General features: G+C 66.3%; 14 protein-coding genes. 6 read left to right on the top strand and 8 right to left on the bottom strand.

Annotated features, from left to right (window positions below):
- Positions 1-43: 43 nt before the first annotated feature.
- From V7778_RS06520 to V7778_RS06500, 5 genes are all read right to left on the bottom strand, one after another.
- Positions 44-1174 (bottom strand): YbdK family carboxylate-amine ligase, encoded by a 1131-nt coding sequence (locus tag V7778_RS06520; RefSeq protein ID WP_335552950.1) that lies wholly within the window; start codon positions 1172-1174, stop codon positions 44-46.
- On the bottom strand, positions 1164-2354 hold the full coding sequence (locus tag V7778_RS06515; RefSeq protein ID WP_335552948.1) for a cation:proton antiporter: 1191 nt from the start codon (positions 2352-2354) through the stop codon (positions 1164-1166). Before V7778_RS06515 ends, V7778_RS06520 begins: the two co-directional genes overlap by 11 nt.
- Positions 2355-2558: 204 nt before the next feature.
- Positions 2559-3728 (bottom strand): vWA domain-containing protein, encoded by a 1170-nt coding sequence (locus tag V7778_RS06510; protein ID WP_335552946.1) that lies wholly within the window; start codon positions 3726-3728, stop codon positions 2559-2561.
- A gap of 4 nt (positions 3729-3732) precedes the next feature.
- Positions 3733-4320, bottom strand: coding sequence for a GNAT family N-acetyltransferase (locus V7778_RS06505; RefSeq protein ID WP_335552944.1), 588 nt, complete (start codon positions 4318-4320; stop codon positions 3733-3735).
- Complete coding sequence (locus V7778_RS06500) at positions 4317-5171, bottom strand: AAA family ATPase (protein ID WP_335552942.1); 855 nt, start codon at positions 5169-5171, stop codon at positions 4317-4319. Before V7778_RS06500 ends, V7778_RS06505 begins: the two co-directional genes overlap by 4 nt.
- A 176-nt stretch (positions 5172-5347) precedes the next feature.
- Here V7778_RS06500 and V7778_RS06495 point away from each other — a divergent pair, with 176 nt between their 5' ends.
- The 4 genes from V7778_RS06495 (at position 5348) to V7778_RS06480 (ending at position 8797) form a co-directional block, all read left to right on the top strand.
- A complete protein-coding gene (locus tag V7778_RS06495) occupies positions 5348-5689 on the top strand; it encodes a c-type cytochrome (protein ID WP_335552940.1) in 342 nt (113 codons plus the stop codon).
- Positions 5690-5697: 8 nt separating this feature from the next.
- A complete protein-coding gene (locus V7778_RS06490) occupies positions 5698-6036 on the top strand; it encodes a c-type cytochrome (protein ID WP_335552938.1) in 339 nt (112 codons plus the stop codon).
- A 78-nt stretch (positions 6037-6114) separates the two neighbouring features.
- The gene (locus tag V7778_RS06485) at positions 6115-7053 is read left to right on the top strand and encodes an alpha/beta fold hydrolase (RefSeq protein ID WP_335552936.1); all 939 of its coding nucleotides are present in this window, start codon (positions 6115-6117) and stop codon (positions 7051-7053) included.
- A gap of 232 nt (positions 7054-7285) precedes the next feature.
- A complete protein-coding gene (locus V7778_RS06480) occupies positions 7286-8797 on the top strand; it encodes a SulP family inorganic anion transporter (RefSeq protein ID WP_335552934.1) in 1512 nt (503 codons plus the stop codon).
- On the opposite strand, the gene V7778_RS06475 is transcribed toward V7778_RS06480, so the two are convergent.
- The 3 genes from V7778_RS06475 to V7778_RS06465 form a co-directional block, all read right to left on the bottom strand.
- On the bottom strand, positions 8794-9222 hold the full coding sequence (locus tag V7778_RS06475) for a DUF1841 family protein (RefSeq protein ID WP_335552933.1): 429 nt from the start codon (positions 9220-9222) through the stop codon (positions 8794-8796). The genes V7778_RS06480 and V7778_RS06475 overlap by 4 nt on opposite strands.
- A gap of 45 nt (positions 9223-9267) precedes the next feature.
- Positions 9268-9561, bottom strand: a complete 294-nt coding sequence (locus V7778_RS06470; protein ID WP_335552931.1) for a hypothetical protein — start codon at positions 9559-9561, stop codon at positions 9268-9270.
- 430 nt (positions 9562-9991) lie between these two features.
- Positions 9992-10633, bottom strand: a complete 642-nt coding sequence (locus tag V7778_RS06465) for an RNA pyrophosphohydrolase (RefSeq protein ID WP_335552930.1) — start codon at positions 10631-10633, stop codon at positions 9992-9994.
- Positions 10634-10837: 204 nt separating this feature from the next.
- Here V7778_RS06465 and V7778_RS06460 point away from each other — a divergent pair, with 204 nt between their 5' ends.
- Together V7778_RS06460 and V7778_RS06455 are read left to right on the top strand one after the other, a co-directional pair.
- Positions 10838-12556, top strand: a complete 1719-nt coding sequence (locus V7778_RS06460; protein ID WP_335552928.1) for a proline--tRNA ligase — start codon at positions 10838-10840, stop codon at positions 12554-12556.
- A complete protein-coding gene (locus tag V7778_RS06455; RefSeq protein ID WP_442920702.1) occupies positions 12553-13191 on the top strand; it encodes a lytic transglycosylase domain-containing protein in 639 nt (212 codons plus the stop codon). The genes V7778_RS06460 and V7778_RS06455 overlap by 4 nt, the downstream gene beginning before the upstream one ends.
- Positions 13192-13270: the final 79 nt, after the last annotated feature.

Below are 13270 nucleotides of genomic sequence, written 5' to 3'. Positions count from 1 at the left end.
TAGCCGCCAACCCTACGCGGATTGCGAGCATCAAACGGTGCCGTTAGCGGAACCGCCGCTCGCCCCTGAACCGCCCGATCGCCGCATTCACCATCGCCTCCACGCTGCCATCGCGCTCGTAGTAGCGCCGCAGCCACATCGCGTCGCTGCCCTCCCTGGCCGCCGCCGCCAGGTGCGCCAGCGCATCCATGCTCCCCAGCGCCTCCGCATGCGGCACCATCTTCTCCAGTGTCGCCAGGATGTCCTCGCGCAGCGAGACGTTGTCGTAGGTCTTGGGCAGCGTGACGGTCCCGTCCAGTCCGAAGCGGCAGGCCTGGAAGCGGTTGTAGTTATAGACCAGGTAATCGTCCTCCACCGGCGCTTCTTCTTTGCGCTCCAGCAGGTGGCGGCACAGCGCCTGCAGGTAGCCGGCCAGGGCGGCGGCGCGCTCCACCGTCAGCGGCGTGTCGCACACGCGCAGCTCGATGGTGCCGTACTCGGGCTTGGGCCGCAGGTCCCAGTAGAAATCCTTCATGCTTTTAATGATCTTCGTGCGTTCCATCTTGGCGAAGAAGACCTCGTTGAACTCCTGCCAGGACAGCATGAAGGGTGCGCGCCCGCTCATGGGGAAGGCGAACACCGAGTTCAGGCGCGCCGAATCGAAGCCGCTGTCGTGGCCCTGCACGAAGGGCGAGGAGCTCGAGAGCGCGATGAAGTGGGGGATGTAGCGTCCCAGCGCATGCAGCAGGAACAGGGCGTCGTCGCCGTTGGCGCAGCCGATGTGGACGTGCTGGCCGAACACCGTGAACTGCTTGGCCAGGTAGCCGTACAGTTGCGACAGGTATTCGTAGCGCGGCTTGGCCGAGATCTTCTGCTCCGACCAGTGCTGGAAGGGATGGGTGCCGCCGCCGGCGATGCCGATGTTGAGCGTGTCGCTGGCCGCCACCAGGGTGTCGCGGATGTCGATCAGCTCGGCCAGCAGCGGCGCGTAGGCGGTCTGCACGCTCGAGTTAATCTCGATCATGCTCTCGGTGATCTCGGGCGTGACATTGCCCGGGAAGGGCTTGCGGTTCAGCAGGTGCAGCAGGTCGGGGCTGGCCGCCGTCAGGTCGAAGTCGGACAGGCTGACCAGCTGCAGCTCGAGTTCGACGCCGAAGGTCAGCGGCTGGGACGAGGCGAAGGCTTCAAGCGGCATGGCTGGGCTCCGGTGCTTCGCGCGCCCAGACCAGGGCGCGCTGGATGATGATCGGGCCGAAGACCTCGAGCAGCATGGTCACCGCCGCCATCGCGCGCAACTCTTCCACGACGGTGACGCCCGCATGGCGCGCGTGCTCGAGCAGCAGGATCACGAACACCGATAGCGGCGCCAGGCCCAGGCCGGTGAGCGCGCCCTTGCGCCAGGAGATGCCCGACAGGTGGGCGAAGGCGGTCACGCCCGCGGTCTTGGTCAGCATGCGCACCAGCACCACGACCGCCGCCAGGGTGCTGCCCTCGAGCACCGTGCGCCAGTTCAGGGTGGACGCGGCATACACGAACAGCAGCACCGTAAGCAGCTCGCCCAGCGGCCCGAAGTTGCGCTGCGCCTGGCTGAAGGCGATGCGGCGGTGGCGCGCGGCCAGGCCGAAGGCCAGCGAAGCCACCACCGGCGACAGCGCGGCCACGTCGCAGATCGCCACCAGCAGCACCACGGCCAGGGCGAAGGCGACGGTGGCGTCGTGGCGCGGGTTGCGGATGGCGCGCAGCAGGGCCGGCACCGCGATGCCCAATAGCGCGCCCAGCAGGATCGAGCCGGCCAGCATCACCGTGCTTTGCCACAGCGCTTCCGGCACCGCTTCGTAGGTGCGGAAGATCCAGTAGCCGACGATGGCGTTGAAGGCGAATACCGCCAGCACGCAGTTCTGGGCCGACAGGTGCAGCACGCGCTCGGTCATCTGGCCCGAACTGCGCTGCTCGTTGACGATGCGGACCACGGTGGCCGGCGAGGTCCCCATCGACAGCGCGGCCATCATCAGGGCCGTGATCTCGGCGCTGCCGAAGGCGATCGCGATCAGGTAGACGGCGACGAAAGTGAGCCCGGCCTCGGCCAGGCCGGCCACGCCGAGCCAGGGATTGATGCGCAGCCAGCGCAGGTTGATGCGGTAGCCGAGTTCGAACAGGATCAGGCCGAAGGCCAGGTCGGCCAGCAGCGAGATGGCGCCGCCGTCGGGCGCGGGCAGTACGCCGACCTGCGGCGCGGCCAGCGCGAAGCCGGCCAGGCCATAGAAACTGATGCGCGGCAGGCCGGTCCAGCGCTGGCCGAATTCGCCGGCCAGCCAGGCAAGCGCCATGGCGAGCGGCCACGCAAGGCTTGTCAACACGGACAGCAGGTCAGGCATGCGGTCTCCCGTAGGGTTGGCGGCTTCGCCGCCGACGCGGCGGCCGGCGCACCGGTGGTTGGTGGCAGCAAGATCATCCCGTACGCAATCGGCGCCGACACCAGTCGACGCGTCGGCGGGGAACCCGCCGACCCTACGGTTTTGCCAATTTTACAAGGAGAGCCGCGCGCACGATTGCGCGTAGGATTGGTCTTATTTGCTGAGCTATTTGCTCAGTAAGCGCATCGCCCGTTCCAGCCCTTCGAGGGTAATCGGGAACATGCGGTTGTTCATGATCTGGCGGATCACCGCGATCGATTGCCGGTACTGCCACAGGTTCTCCGGCTCGGGGTTGAGCCAGGCGAACTTGGGGAACGCGCTGGTGAAGCGCGCCAGCCAGGCGGCGCCGGCTTCGTCGTTGTTGTACTCGACCGAGCCGCCCGGCGCCAGCACCTCGTAGGGGCTCATGGTGGCGTCGCCGACGAAGATCACGCGGGTATCGGCGGGATACTTGCGCAGCACGTCCCAGGTCGGGAAGCGCTCGCTGTGGCGGCGCCGGTTGTTCTTCCACAGGTAGTCGTAGACGCAGTTGTGGAAGTAATAGAACTCCATGTTCTTGAATTCGCTCTTCGAGGCCGAGAACAAGTCCTCGACCCGCTCGATGTGGTCGTCCATCGAGCCGCCGACGTCGAGCAGCATCACCACCTTGATGCGGTTCTTGCGCTCGGGCTGCATGCGGATGTCGAGGTAGCCGGCGTTGCTGGCGGTGGCGCGGATGGTGTCGTCCAGCGCCAGCTCGTCGGCCGCCCCGCTGCGCGCGAAGCGGCGCAGGCGGCGCAGGGCCACCTTGATGTTGCGCGTGCCGAGTTCGCGCTCGTCGTCGTAGTCGCGGTAGCTGCGCTGCTCCCAGACCTTGACGGCGGAGCGGTTGCGCCCCTGGCCGCCGATGCGGATGCCCTCGGGATTGGTGCCGCCGTGGCCGAAGGGCGAGGTGCCGCCGGTGCCGATCCACTTGTTGCCGCCCTCGTGGCGCTCCTTCTGCTCCTTCAGCAGTTCTTCCAGGCGCTGCTGCAGCTTGTCGTAGCCGAGCTTTTCCAGTTGCGCCTTCTGCTCGGGCGTCAGCTCGCGCTCGAAGCGCTTGATCAGCCAGTCGAGCGGAATCTCGGCCTTCTCGTCGAACACCGCGTTCACGCCCTTGAAATAGGCGCCGAAAGCACGGTCGAACTTGTCGAAGTGGGCCTCGTCCTTCACCAGGGTCAGGCGCGCCAGGTAATAGAACTCGTCGAGCGAGGGAGCGATGACCTGTTCCTGCATGGCCTCGAGGAGGGTCAGGAACTCCTTGATCGTGACCGGCACCTTGGCGTCGCGCAGGACGTAGAAGAAATCGATCAGCATGAACCTACCCTGCGTGGCTGGCCAGGCGCGCGTGCAGCTTCGACTTGATAGCGGGCCATTCGGCGCGCAGCACGCTGTACATGACGGTGTCGCGCACCGTGCCGTCGCGCCGCATGTGGTGGTGGCGCAGCACGCCGTCCTTGTGCGCGCCCAGGCGCTCGATGGCGGCCTGCGAGGCGAAGTTCTCGCAATCGGTGCGCCAACCCACCACGCCGCAGCCGAGGGTATCGAAGGCGTGCGACATCAGCAGCAGCTTGCAGCTGGTGTTCACGTGGGTGCGCTGCGCCCGCTTGGCATACCAGGTGTAGCCGATCTCGACCCGGCCGATGTCGGCCATGATGTCGTGGTAGCTGGTGGTGCCGATCACGGCGCCGGAGGCGGCGTCGATGACGGCGAAGGCCAGGCGGTTGCGCGTGTCCTGCGCCGTGGCGATGTATTGCTCGGTGTCGTGGGGTTCCGGCACGCTGGTGACGCGCAGGGTCCACAGTTCGCCGTCGCTGGCGGCGGCGCGCAGCGCCTCAGCGTGGTACATGGCCAGCGGCTCCAGGCGCACGCCGTTGAATTCCAGCGTGACCGGTGCAACGCGTATCATCGGTTGGTCCTCGCCATGTACACCAGGCGCTCGAACAGGTGCACGTCCTGTTCGTTCTTCAGCAGGGCGCCGGCCAGGGGCGGCACCACGGTCTTGGCGTCCTGGCTGCGCAAGGCCTCGGCCGGGATGTCCTCGGCCAGCAGCAGCTTGAGCCAGTCGAGGAATTCCGAGGTCGAGGGCTTCTTCTTGATGCCGGCCACGTCGCGCAGCTGGTAGAAGGACTGCAGGGCCGCGGCCAGCAGGTCCTGCTTCAGGGTCGGGAAGTGGACCTTGACGATGTCGGCCATCGTCTCGCGGTCGGGGAATTTGATGTAATGGAAGAAGCAGCGGCGCAGGAAAGCGTCCGGCAGCTCCTTTTCGTTGTTCGAGGTGATGATCACCAGCGGGCGGTGCTTGGCCACCACCATCTCGCGCGTCTCGTAGACGTAGAACTCCATGCGGTCCAGTTCGCGCAGCAGGTCGTTCGGGAACTCGATGTCGGCCTTGTCGATCTCGTCGATCAGGAGCACCACCGGTTCCGGCGCGGTGAAGGCCTGCCACAGCACACCCTTGACGATGTAGTTGTGAATGTCGCGCACGCGCTCGTCGCCCAGCTGCGAGTCGCGCAGGCGCGACACCGCGTCGTACTCGTACAGGCCTTGCTGCGCCTTGGTGGTCGACTTCACGTGCCACTGCATGAGCGGCATGTCGAGCGCGGCCGCCACTTCTTCGGCCAGCATGGTCTTGCCGGTACCGGGTTCGCCCTTGATCAGGAGCGGGCGCCCGAGCGTGAGGGCGGCGTTGACCGCCAGTTTCAGGTCGGCGGTGGCGACATAGTTGTCGCTGCCTTCGAAGCGTTGGGAAGCTTGCATCGCGGATGGCAAATAAGAATGAAATGAAGCCGAGTATATGCCAGAACGGGGGCGGTGACGGTACACATGCTTTGTAGACTGGTGCCAACTCTTCAGATAGAATCGACAGGTTGGTGGACCATTTGCTAACTTTTTGTGCGTCTGCGGTATTCGAATTACAACTAACGAGCCACACCATGAAAAACACTGTAGCAGTATTGGTACTGGCCGCGTGCGCCAGCACCGCCGCGGCAGCGGACGTCGTCGGAGACCCGAAGTCCGCACGCAGCAAGATCGAGATGTGCATTGGCTGCCACGGCATCGCCGGCGGCTACAAGACCGCCTTCCCCGAGGTCTACCATGTTCCCAAGATCGGCGGCCAATCCGCCAAGTACATCGAGTCCGCCCTGAAGGCCTACCGCAAGGGCGACCGCAAGCATCCTTCGATGGTCGGCATCGCCTCGTCCATGAGCGACCAGGACATCGCCGACGTGGCGGCCTATTACGCCCAGCAGACCCCGGACACCGCCAAGCGATAAGGACAGCCATGAAAAAACTGATTTTCGCGCTGGTCGCCGGCGCATTCTGTGTGAGTGCCTCCGCGGCCGACGTGGCCAAGGGCGAGGCCCTGGCCAAGAAGTACAACTGCGCCGCCTGCCATGGCGCCGACTACAACAAGCCGATCGACCCGACCTATCCGAAACTGGCCGGCCAGCACGCGGACTACCTGACCCAAGCCCTGCGCGCCTACAAGCGCGGCGCCGGCGCCAACGGCCGCGTGAACCCGATCATGGCGGGCCAGGTGCAGCCGCTGTCGAACCAGGACATGGCCGATATCGGCGCCTACCTGGCCAGCCTGCCGACGCAGCTGGTGACCAGCAAATAAGCCGCCGCCGGCCGCACCGCGAACCCCTCCACTGGAGGGGTTTTTCATTTATACGGTCCATTCACCAGGCATGAAGCCATGAAGCGCTTGCGTCCCCTCCTGATCATCGTCCTGACGCTGCTTGCCGCCGGCGCCGCCGCGGTCTTCCTCGCACCGGTGCCGGTGACCGAGGCCATCTTCAGCCTCGACCGGGCACGCTCCGGGTTGGAGCGCAAGGAGCTCGTCCTGCCCGACGGGCAGCGCATGGTCTACCTGGAGGGCGGGCAGGGCGAAGCTTTGCTGCTGCTGCACGGCTTCCGCGGCAACAAGGACCATTTCACGCGCGTCGGGCGCTTCCTCACGGATCGCTACCGCGTCATCGTGCCGGACCTGCTCGGTTTCGGCGAGACGGCGCATCCGCTCGACGCCGACTACACGCCGGCTGCGCAGGCGCGCAGGCTGCACGCCTTCATGCAAGCGCTCGGCGCCGGCGGCGCGCACCTGGGCGGCAGCTCGATGGGCGGACAGATCGCGCTGCACTACGCCGCGCTGTATCCCGCTGAAACGCGCAGCCTCTGGCTGCTGGCGCCGAACGGCGTGCCGGGGGCCAGGCCGAGCGAACTGGCCAGGGCCGTGGCGGCCGGCGGCTCCAATGTGCTGATGGCCAGGGATGAGGACGAGTTCGACCAGTTGTTCCAGCTGGTGATGGCGGATCCGCCCTTCATGCCGCGCTTCGTCCGGGATGTGCTGGCGCAGGAATCGCTGCGGCGCCAGCAGGTGCACGAGCGGATCTACCTGGACGTGCATCGCGACCGGTCGCTGGGCGAAGCGGTGCGCGACGTCAAGGCGCCGGCGCTGGTCGTATGGGGAGAGCGCGACCGCGTGCTGGATGTATCCGGCGCGGCGGCGCTGGGGCGCTTGCTGCCGCGGGCGCAGGTGATCGTCCTGCCCGGGGTGGGACACCTGCCGACCCTGGAGCGCGAGGAGCGGGTGGCGCGCGATTACCTGGCCTTCCTGGGCGGGCTGGCGCCGCGCTAGGAGCTGGTAAGATACGGGCCTTTTGCTGCGGGGGCTGCGGAGCTGCATGCAAACTTGGGTCCCCGCCTGCGCGGGGATGACGGTCTTGAAGCTAACTACGAGCGCAAACGCTAACTACCAGGGTTTGATCCGTCACTCCCGCCACTGGCGGCAATGACTCCCCGCGCAGGCGGGGACCCAAGTTCGCCAGCACACCACCAGCCTCCGCACGCCCCCGAACCCTGGAGTCCCCGTGTCCCCCACCCAACTCAAAACCAACCTGCTCAGCGGCCTGACCGTCGCCCTGGCCCTGGTCCCCGAAGCCATCGCCTTCGCCCTGGTCGCCCACGTCTCGCCGCTGACCGGCCTGTACGCGGCGGTGCTGGTCGCCCTGATCACCTCCGCCTTTGGCGGCCGCCCCGGCATGATCTCGGCCGCCGCCGGTTCGCTGGCGGTGGTGATGGTGGCGCTGGTGGTCCAGCATGGTGCGCAGTACTTGTTCGCGGCGGTGGTCCTGATGGGCGTGCTGCAACTGCTGTTCGCGGCGGCCCGGCTGGGCAAGTTCATCCGCATGGTGCCGCATCCGGTGATGCTCGGCTTCGTCAACGGCCTGGCGCTGGTGATCTTCATCGCCCAGTTCGGGCACTTCAAGACGCCCGGCCCCGATGGCGCGCCGCGATGGATGGAAGGCGCCGCCCTGGCCACGATGCTGGGCGTGGCCGCCGCGACCATGGCCGTCATCTATATCACGCCGCGCCTCACCAGGGCCGTGCCCTCCACCCTGGTCGGCATCCTCGCCGCCACCGCCGGTTGCGCGCTGCTGGGCGTCGAGACCAAGACCGTGGGCGACCTGGGCTCGATCGCCGGCGGCCTGCCGTCCTTCGCGCTGCCCGCGGTTCCTTTCACCTGGCAGACCCTGGGCATCGTCTTTCCGTATGCGCTGGTGATGGCCGGTGTCGGCCTGATCGAGTCGCTGCTGACCCTGACCCTGGTCGACGAGATCACCGACACCCGCGGCCAGCCCAACCGCGAAAGCCTGGCCCTGGGCGCGGCGAACGTCGTCACCGGCCTGTTCGGCGGCATGGGCGGCTGCGCCCTGATCGGCCAGAGCATGATCAACGTGAACAGCGGCGCCACCGGGCGCCTGTCGGGCATCGCGGCCTCGCTGTTCCTGCTGTCCTTCATCCTGGTCGGCTCCAGCTGGATCGAGCAGATCCCGCTGGCGGCCCTGATCGGCGTGATGTTCGTGGTGTGCGAGAAGACCTTCGAATGGGGCACCTTCCGCTTGTTCGGCAAGGTGCCGCGCGCGGATGCCCTGGTGATCGTGCTGGTGGCCGGCATCACCCTGGCCTACGACCTGGCGGTGGCGGTGCTGGCCGGCGTGGTCGTCTCGGCCCTGGTGTTCGCCTGGCAGCATGCGAAGCAGGTGAGGGCGGGCGCCGTCGTCGACGCGCAGGGCTGGAAAATCTACGAGCTGGAAGGCACGCTGTTCTTTGCGTCGGTGACCAACTTCCAGCAGCTGTTCACGCCGAAGGACGACCCGCGGGACGTGGTGATCGAATTCCGCCGCGCGCGCGTGGCCGACCATTCGGCGATCCAGGCCATCGACGCGCTGGCCGAGCGCTACCGCCAGCTGGGCAAGCGCCTGCACCTGCGCCACCTGAGCCCGGACTGCCGGGAACTGCTGGACAAGGCCCGCGACATGGTGGAAGTGAATGTGCTGGAAGACCCGCGCTACCACGTGGCCGACGATAAACTTTCTTAAGCGAAGGCGCGTCGGCGCACGCACTCGACGTAGCTGTCGGTGTCGGGCGGAAGGCCGTTGCGCTGCGAGGTCCAGATCATCTCGCCCAGGCATTCCATGATCTCGTGGTGCGCCTCGTGCTCGCCGCGCTTGGCCACCAGGGCATCGTGCGCGGCCTTGATGCCGCGCGGCTGGTCGATCGAGACCTGCTCGACGATCGACAGGTGCATCGACAGGTGCAGGAAGGGATTCGGCTTACCGCCCTCGACCGAGTAGTCGCGCGCGATCGCTTCCTCCACGTCCTCCAGTTCGGCGTGGTATTCGGGATGCTGGGCGATCCAGTCGGCCGCGATGGCGTCCATCGGGGTCAGGATCTCGCCCTTGCGGTGCTTGTGGAGGGCGTCGCAAAAGAAACGGCGCACGTCGTGCGAAGACGGGGTGAACATGGCTGGGAGAGTGCGAAAAAGGGGGAGCCGGCATTGTAGCGCGCCTCACCCGTTCGCGTTCGCCGTCCCGCACGCCTGGCGCTGCTGTGCCCGCGCCTCCTGTTCTCCCTCTAGCTTGCCGTCGATGGCGTGGCGCCCGGCGATGTGGTCCCAGGACCGGCAGACCCGGGCGCGCGCCTGCTTGCCGTCCGCGCGCGCCTGCGCCGGCAGCTTTTCCTCGCTCAGCTTGCCAAAAAGGAAAGCGGCGATGGGCCGGGGCCAGTCGTCCTCGCCGCCTGCGAAGGCGGCCAGCAACTCCTGTTGTCGCAGTTCGGCCTGCCCGCTGCGGCTGTCGGCCACGTCCAGCCACAGGCACGTTCGACCCCGGGCGCGTCGCGCTTCAGGCCGCCGCGCGTGGCCCCGGTACGGGTGAGTACGGTTTCCCAGGCGCCGGTGTCGACCAGCAAACTGGCGGGCTTGCCTTCGATCCTGCCCTCGGTGGTAATTTCCAGCCCCGGGCCGCTGTAGCGTACCGGCAAGCTTGCGAGATTCAGGTACCGGCAGCGTTTGGGCTCGGGTTCGGCGGCGGAGGCCGGCCAGGCGGTGGAAAGGATGGTGGAAGACAGCAGGGCGCGGAGAGGAAGGCATTCACCGGCGCATTGTACCGCCGAAGATTGCCATTATTGCAATGATTTGCGCATGATCGGTCCTGCGCAGGCGCGCACAGGGAAGGGAAGGTGCAGGAGAAGCCTTGCGCTCCTCCTGCCGGATGCCGGACTAGGTCGGCCGCCTACTTGTTCGGCGCCAGCACCAGCGTTTCCGCGGCGCCCGGCGTCGCCAGCGCCGGCGCGCCAGTGGTGGTGGCCGCCTGGGCCGGCTTGCTGCCCGACTGCGAGCGCGGCTGGCGCAGGTAGCGCGCCGTGTGACGGCGCTCGCCCTGCGGGCCGTGTCCACCCTTCGGCCAGGTGATGAAGCGCGACAGTTCCTGCAGCGCACGCTGGTAGACGTCGCGCTTGAACTCGATCACCACGTCCAGCGGCACCCAGTAGTCATGCCAGCGCCAGGCGTCGAACTCGGGATGGTCGGTCAGGCGCAGGTTGACGTCGTTATCGCGCGCCACCATGCGCAGCAGGAACCAGATCTGCTTCTGGCCGCGGTAATGCCCGCGGATCTCGCGCTTGATGAAGTGGTCGGGCACTTCGTAGCGCAGCCAGTCGCGGGTGCGGCCAATGATCTTGACATGTTCCTGCCGTAAGCCGATTTCTTCCTCCAGCTCGCGGTACATCGCCTGTTCCGGCGTCTCACCGTATTTGATACCCCCTTGCGGAAACTGCCACGAGTGCTCGCGCACCCGCTTGCCCCACCACACCTCATTGTTGGCGTTAAGCAGGATGATGCCGACGTTGGGGCGAAACCCTTCACGATCGAGCATAAGTGCACCTCGAAACTTTCTGCCGGCCGTACGTCCCTTATGTTTTTACCTACAAATACGGCGTCCTTGGAGAGTCCGCACCGCTTGCGCGGCAGGCGCTGCCTGTCTTGGACCCATTTGTAGAAAGTTTGGACGCATCAGCCGGCTAATCCTTTAAAATTAAGGTCGATTATAACTCTCTCTTTTTAAAAAGAATTCACCGATATGCGCGCCTCACGATTTTTTATTTCAACTCTTAAAGAAGCGCCTTCCGATGCCGAGATCGTCAGCCACCAGCTGATGATGCGCGCCGGGATGATCAAGCGCCTGGGCTCCGGTATTTACACCTATATGCCGATGGGCCTGCGCATCATCCGCAAGGTCGAAAACATCATCCGCGAAGAAATGAACCGTGCGGGCGCGATCGAACTCCTGATGCCGGTCGTGCAGCCGGCCGAACTGTGGCAGGAAACCGGCCGCTGGGACAAGATGGGCCCGGAACTGATGCGCGTCAAAGACCGTCACGGCCGCGACTACGCCATCCAGCCGACCTCGGAAGAAGTCGTCACCGACGTCGTGCGCAGCGAGCTCAAGTCCTACCGCCAGCTGCCGATCAACTTCTACCACATCCAGACCAAGTTCCGCGACGAGCGCCGCCCGCGCTTCGGCCTGATGCGCGGCCGCGAGTTCACGATGAAGGACGCCTACTCCTTCGACCGCGATGTCGAAGGCATGCAGGTGTCCTACCAGACCATGTTCGACGCCTACACGCGCATCTTCAATCGCTTCGGCCTGAAGTTCCGCGCGGTGGCGGCCGACAACGGCGCCATCGGCGGCACCGGTTCGCATGAATTCCACGTCATCGCCAGCACCGGCGAAGACGCGCTGGTGTACTGCCCGAGCTCGGATTTCGCGGCCAATATCGAGGCCGCCGAAGCGCTGGCCCTGGGCGAACGCGGCGCGGCCACCCAGGAACTGACCAAGACCTCGACCCCGGGCAAGACCAAGTGCGAAGCCGTCGCCGAGCTGCTGAGCATCCCGCTCCAGCACCACGTCAAGAGCATCGCCCTGACCGTCGAGAACGAAGGCCGGAAGCAGTACTGGCTGCTGCTGCTGCGCGCCGACCATGAACTCAACGAGATCAAGGTCAGCAAGGTCGACGGCCTGAAGGACTTCCGCTTCTCGACCGAAGCCGAGATCCTGGAAGCCTACGGCACCGTGCCGGGCTACCTGGGTCCGATCAACACCAAGGCCCCGGTCAAGGTCGTGGCCGACCGCACCGTCGCCAACATGGCCGACTTCGTCTGCGGCGCCAACGAAGCGGATTACCACTACACCGGCGCCAACTGGGGCCGCGACGTGCCGGAGCCGGTCGTGGCCGACCTGCGCAACGTGGTGGAAGGCGATGCGTCGCCGGACGGCAAGGGCGTGCTGGCGATCGAGCGCGGCATCGAGGTGGGCCACGTGTTCCAGCTCGGCACCGCCTATTCGCAAGCCATGGGCGCGACCTACCTGGACGAAGGCGGCAAGCCGGTCCCGCTGCAGATGGGCTGCTACGGCATCGGCGTGACACGTATCCTGGGCGCGGCGATCGAGCAGAACTTCGACGACAAGGGCATCGTCTGGCCGGACGCTATCGCGCCCTTCGAGCTGGTGCTGTGCCCGATGGGCCTGGACCGCAGCGAGATGGTCAAGGAGCAGACCGAGAAGCTGTACGCCGACCTGCAGGCGGCCGGCGTGGACGTGATCGTCGACGACCGCGGCCTGCGTCCGGGCGCGATGTTCGCCGACTGGGAACTGATCGGCGTGCCGCACCGCGTGGTGATCGGCGAGCGCGGCCTCAAGGAAGGCAACCTGGAATACCAGGGCCGCCGCGACGCGGAGGCGACCAGCGTGCCGGTGGACGGCATGGTCGGCTTCATCAAGGACAAGCTGGGCAAGTGAAGCGGTTCCTGCCTGCCTCCTGGATCGGAGGGCTGCTGCTCGCGGCCGGACTCGGGTTGTCGCTCGGGTTCGGCGGGGCGGCGCACGCCGGCAACCAGAAGGAAGAGGCAATGGCCGACTCGGTGCGCCTGGCGCTGGCCAACGCCATCGCCGACGCGCGCCCGCCCAAGCCGGTGCTGCGCAGCGAGGCCGCGCGCCAGCGCTACCAGCAATGGTTCGACGAGATGTCGCGGCGCCTGGCCAAGCGCATCCCCGATCCTTTCTCGCGTACCGAATTCCTCGAGAGCGTGTGGTACGAATCGACCCGCGCCGGGCTCGATCCGGCCATGGTGCTGGGCTTGATCCAGGTCGAATCGGCCTACCGCAAGTACGCCATCTCGATTGCCGGCGCGCGCGGCTACATGCAGGTGATGCCGTTCTGGACCAAGGTGATCGGCGACGGCGACCGGCGCAAGCTGTTCCACATGCAGACCAACCTGCGCTACGGGTGCTCGATCCTGCGCATGTACATCGACATGGAGAAGGGCGACTTGTACCTGGCGCTGGGCCGGTATAACGGCAGCCGGGGCAAGCCGCAGTATCCGAATGCGGTGTTCGCGGCCTGGAAGAAGTGGGAGTTCAAGCCGACAGCGTAAGCGGACCGGAAAGTCATTCCCAGTGTTAGCCCGTCGTTCCGGCGAAGGCCGGAAGTCGTAGGCGCCAGTGGCGCGTATG

This window comes from Massilia sp. DD77, assembly GCF_036961685.1.
Classification (GTDB): Bacteria; Pseudomonadota; Gammaproteobacteria; order Burkholderiales; family Burkholderiaceae_D; genus Telluria.
This window is presented reverse-complemented; position numbering and strand designations above follow the sequence as displayed.

What these genes read in the sequence shown, in the direction of transcription:
- V7778_RS06510 (WP_335552946.1), bottom strand. Translation starts at nt 3,728, where the DNA reads ATGCTGATCGATTTCTTCTACGTCCTGCGCGACGCCAAGGTGCCGGTC.
- V7778_RS06495 (WP_335552940.1), top strand. Translation starts at nt 5,348, where the DNA reads ATGAAAAACACTGTAGCAGTATTGGTACTGGCCGCGTGCGCCAGCACC.
- V7778_RS06490 (WP_335552938.1), top strand. Translation starts at nt 5,698, where the DNA reads ATGAAAAAACTGATTTTCGCGCTGGTCGCCGGCGCATTCTGTGTGAGT.
- V7778_RS06475 (WP_335552933.1), bottom strand. Translation starts at nt 9,222, where the DNA reads ATGTTCACCCCGTCTTCGCACGACGTGCGCCGTTTCTTTTGCGACGCC.
- V7778_RS06485 (WP_335552936.1), top strand. Translation starts at nt 6,115, where the DNA reads ATGAAGCGCTTGCGTCCCCTCCTGATCATCGTCCTGACGCTGCTTGCC.
- V7778_RS06460 (WP_335552928.1), top strand. Translation starts at nt 10,838, where the DNA reads ATGCGCGCCTCACGATTTTTTATTTCAACTCTTAAAGAAGCGCCTTCC.
- V7778_RS06520 (WP_335552950.1), bottom strand. Translation starts at nt 1,174, where the DNA reads ATGCCGCTTGAAGCCTTCGCCTCGTCCCAGCCGCTGACCTTCGGCGTC.
- V7778_RS06515 (WP_335552948.1), bottom strand. Translation starts at nt 2,354, where the DNA reads ATGCCTGACCTGCTGTCCGTGTTGACAAGCCTTGCGTGGCCGCTCGCC.
- V7778_RS06500 (WP_335552942.1), bottom strand. Translation starts at nt 5,171, where the DNA reads ATGCAAGCTTCCCAACGCTTCGAAGGCAGCGACAACTATGTCGCCACC.
- V7778_RS06465 (WP_335552930.1), bottom strand. Translation starts at nt 10,633, where the DNA reads ATGCTCGATCGTGAAGGGTTTCGCCCCAACGTCGGCATCATCCTGCTT.
- V7778_RS06505 (WP_335552944.1), bottom strand. Translation starts at nt 4,320, where the DNA reads ATGATACGCGTTGCACCGGTCACGCTGGAATTCAACGGCGTGCGCCTG.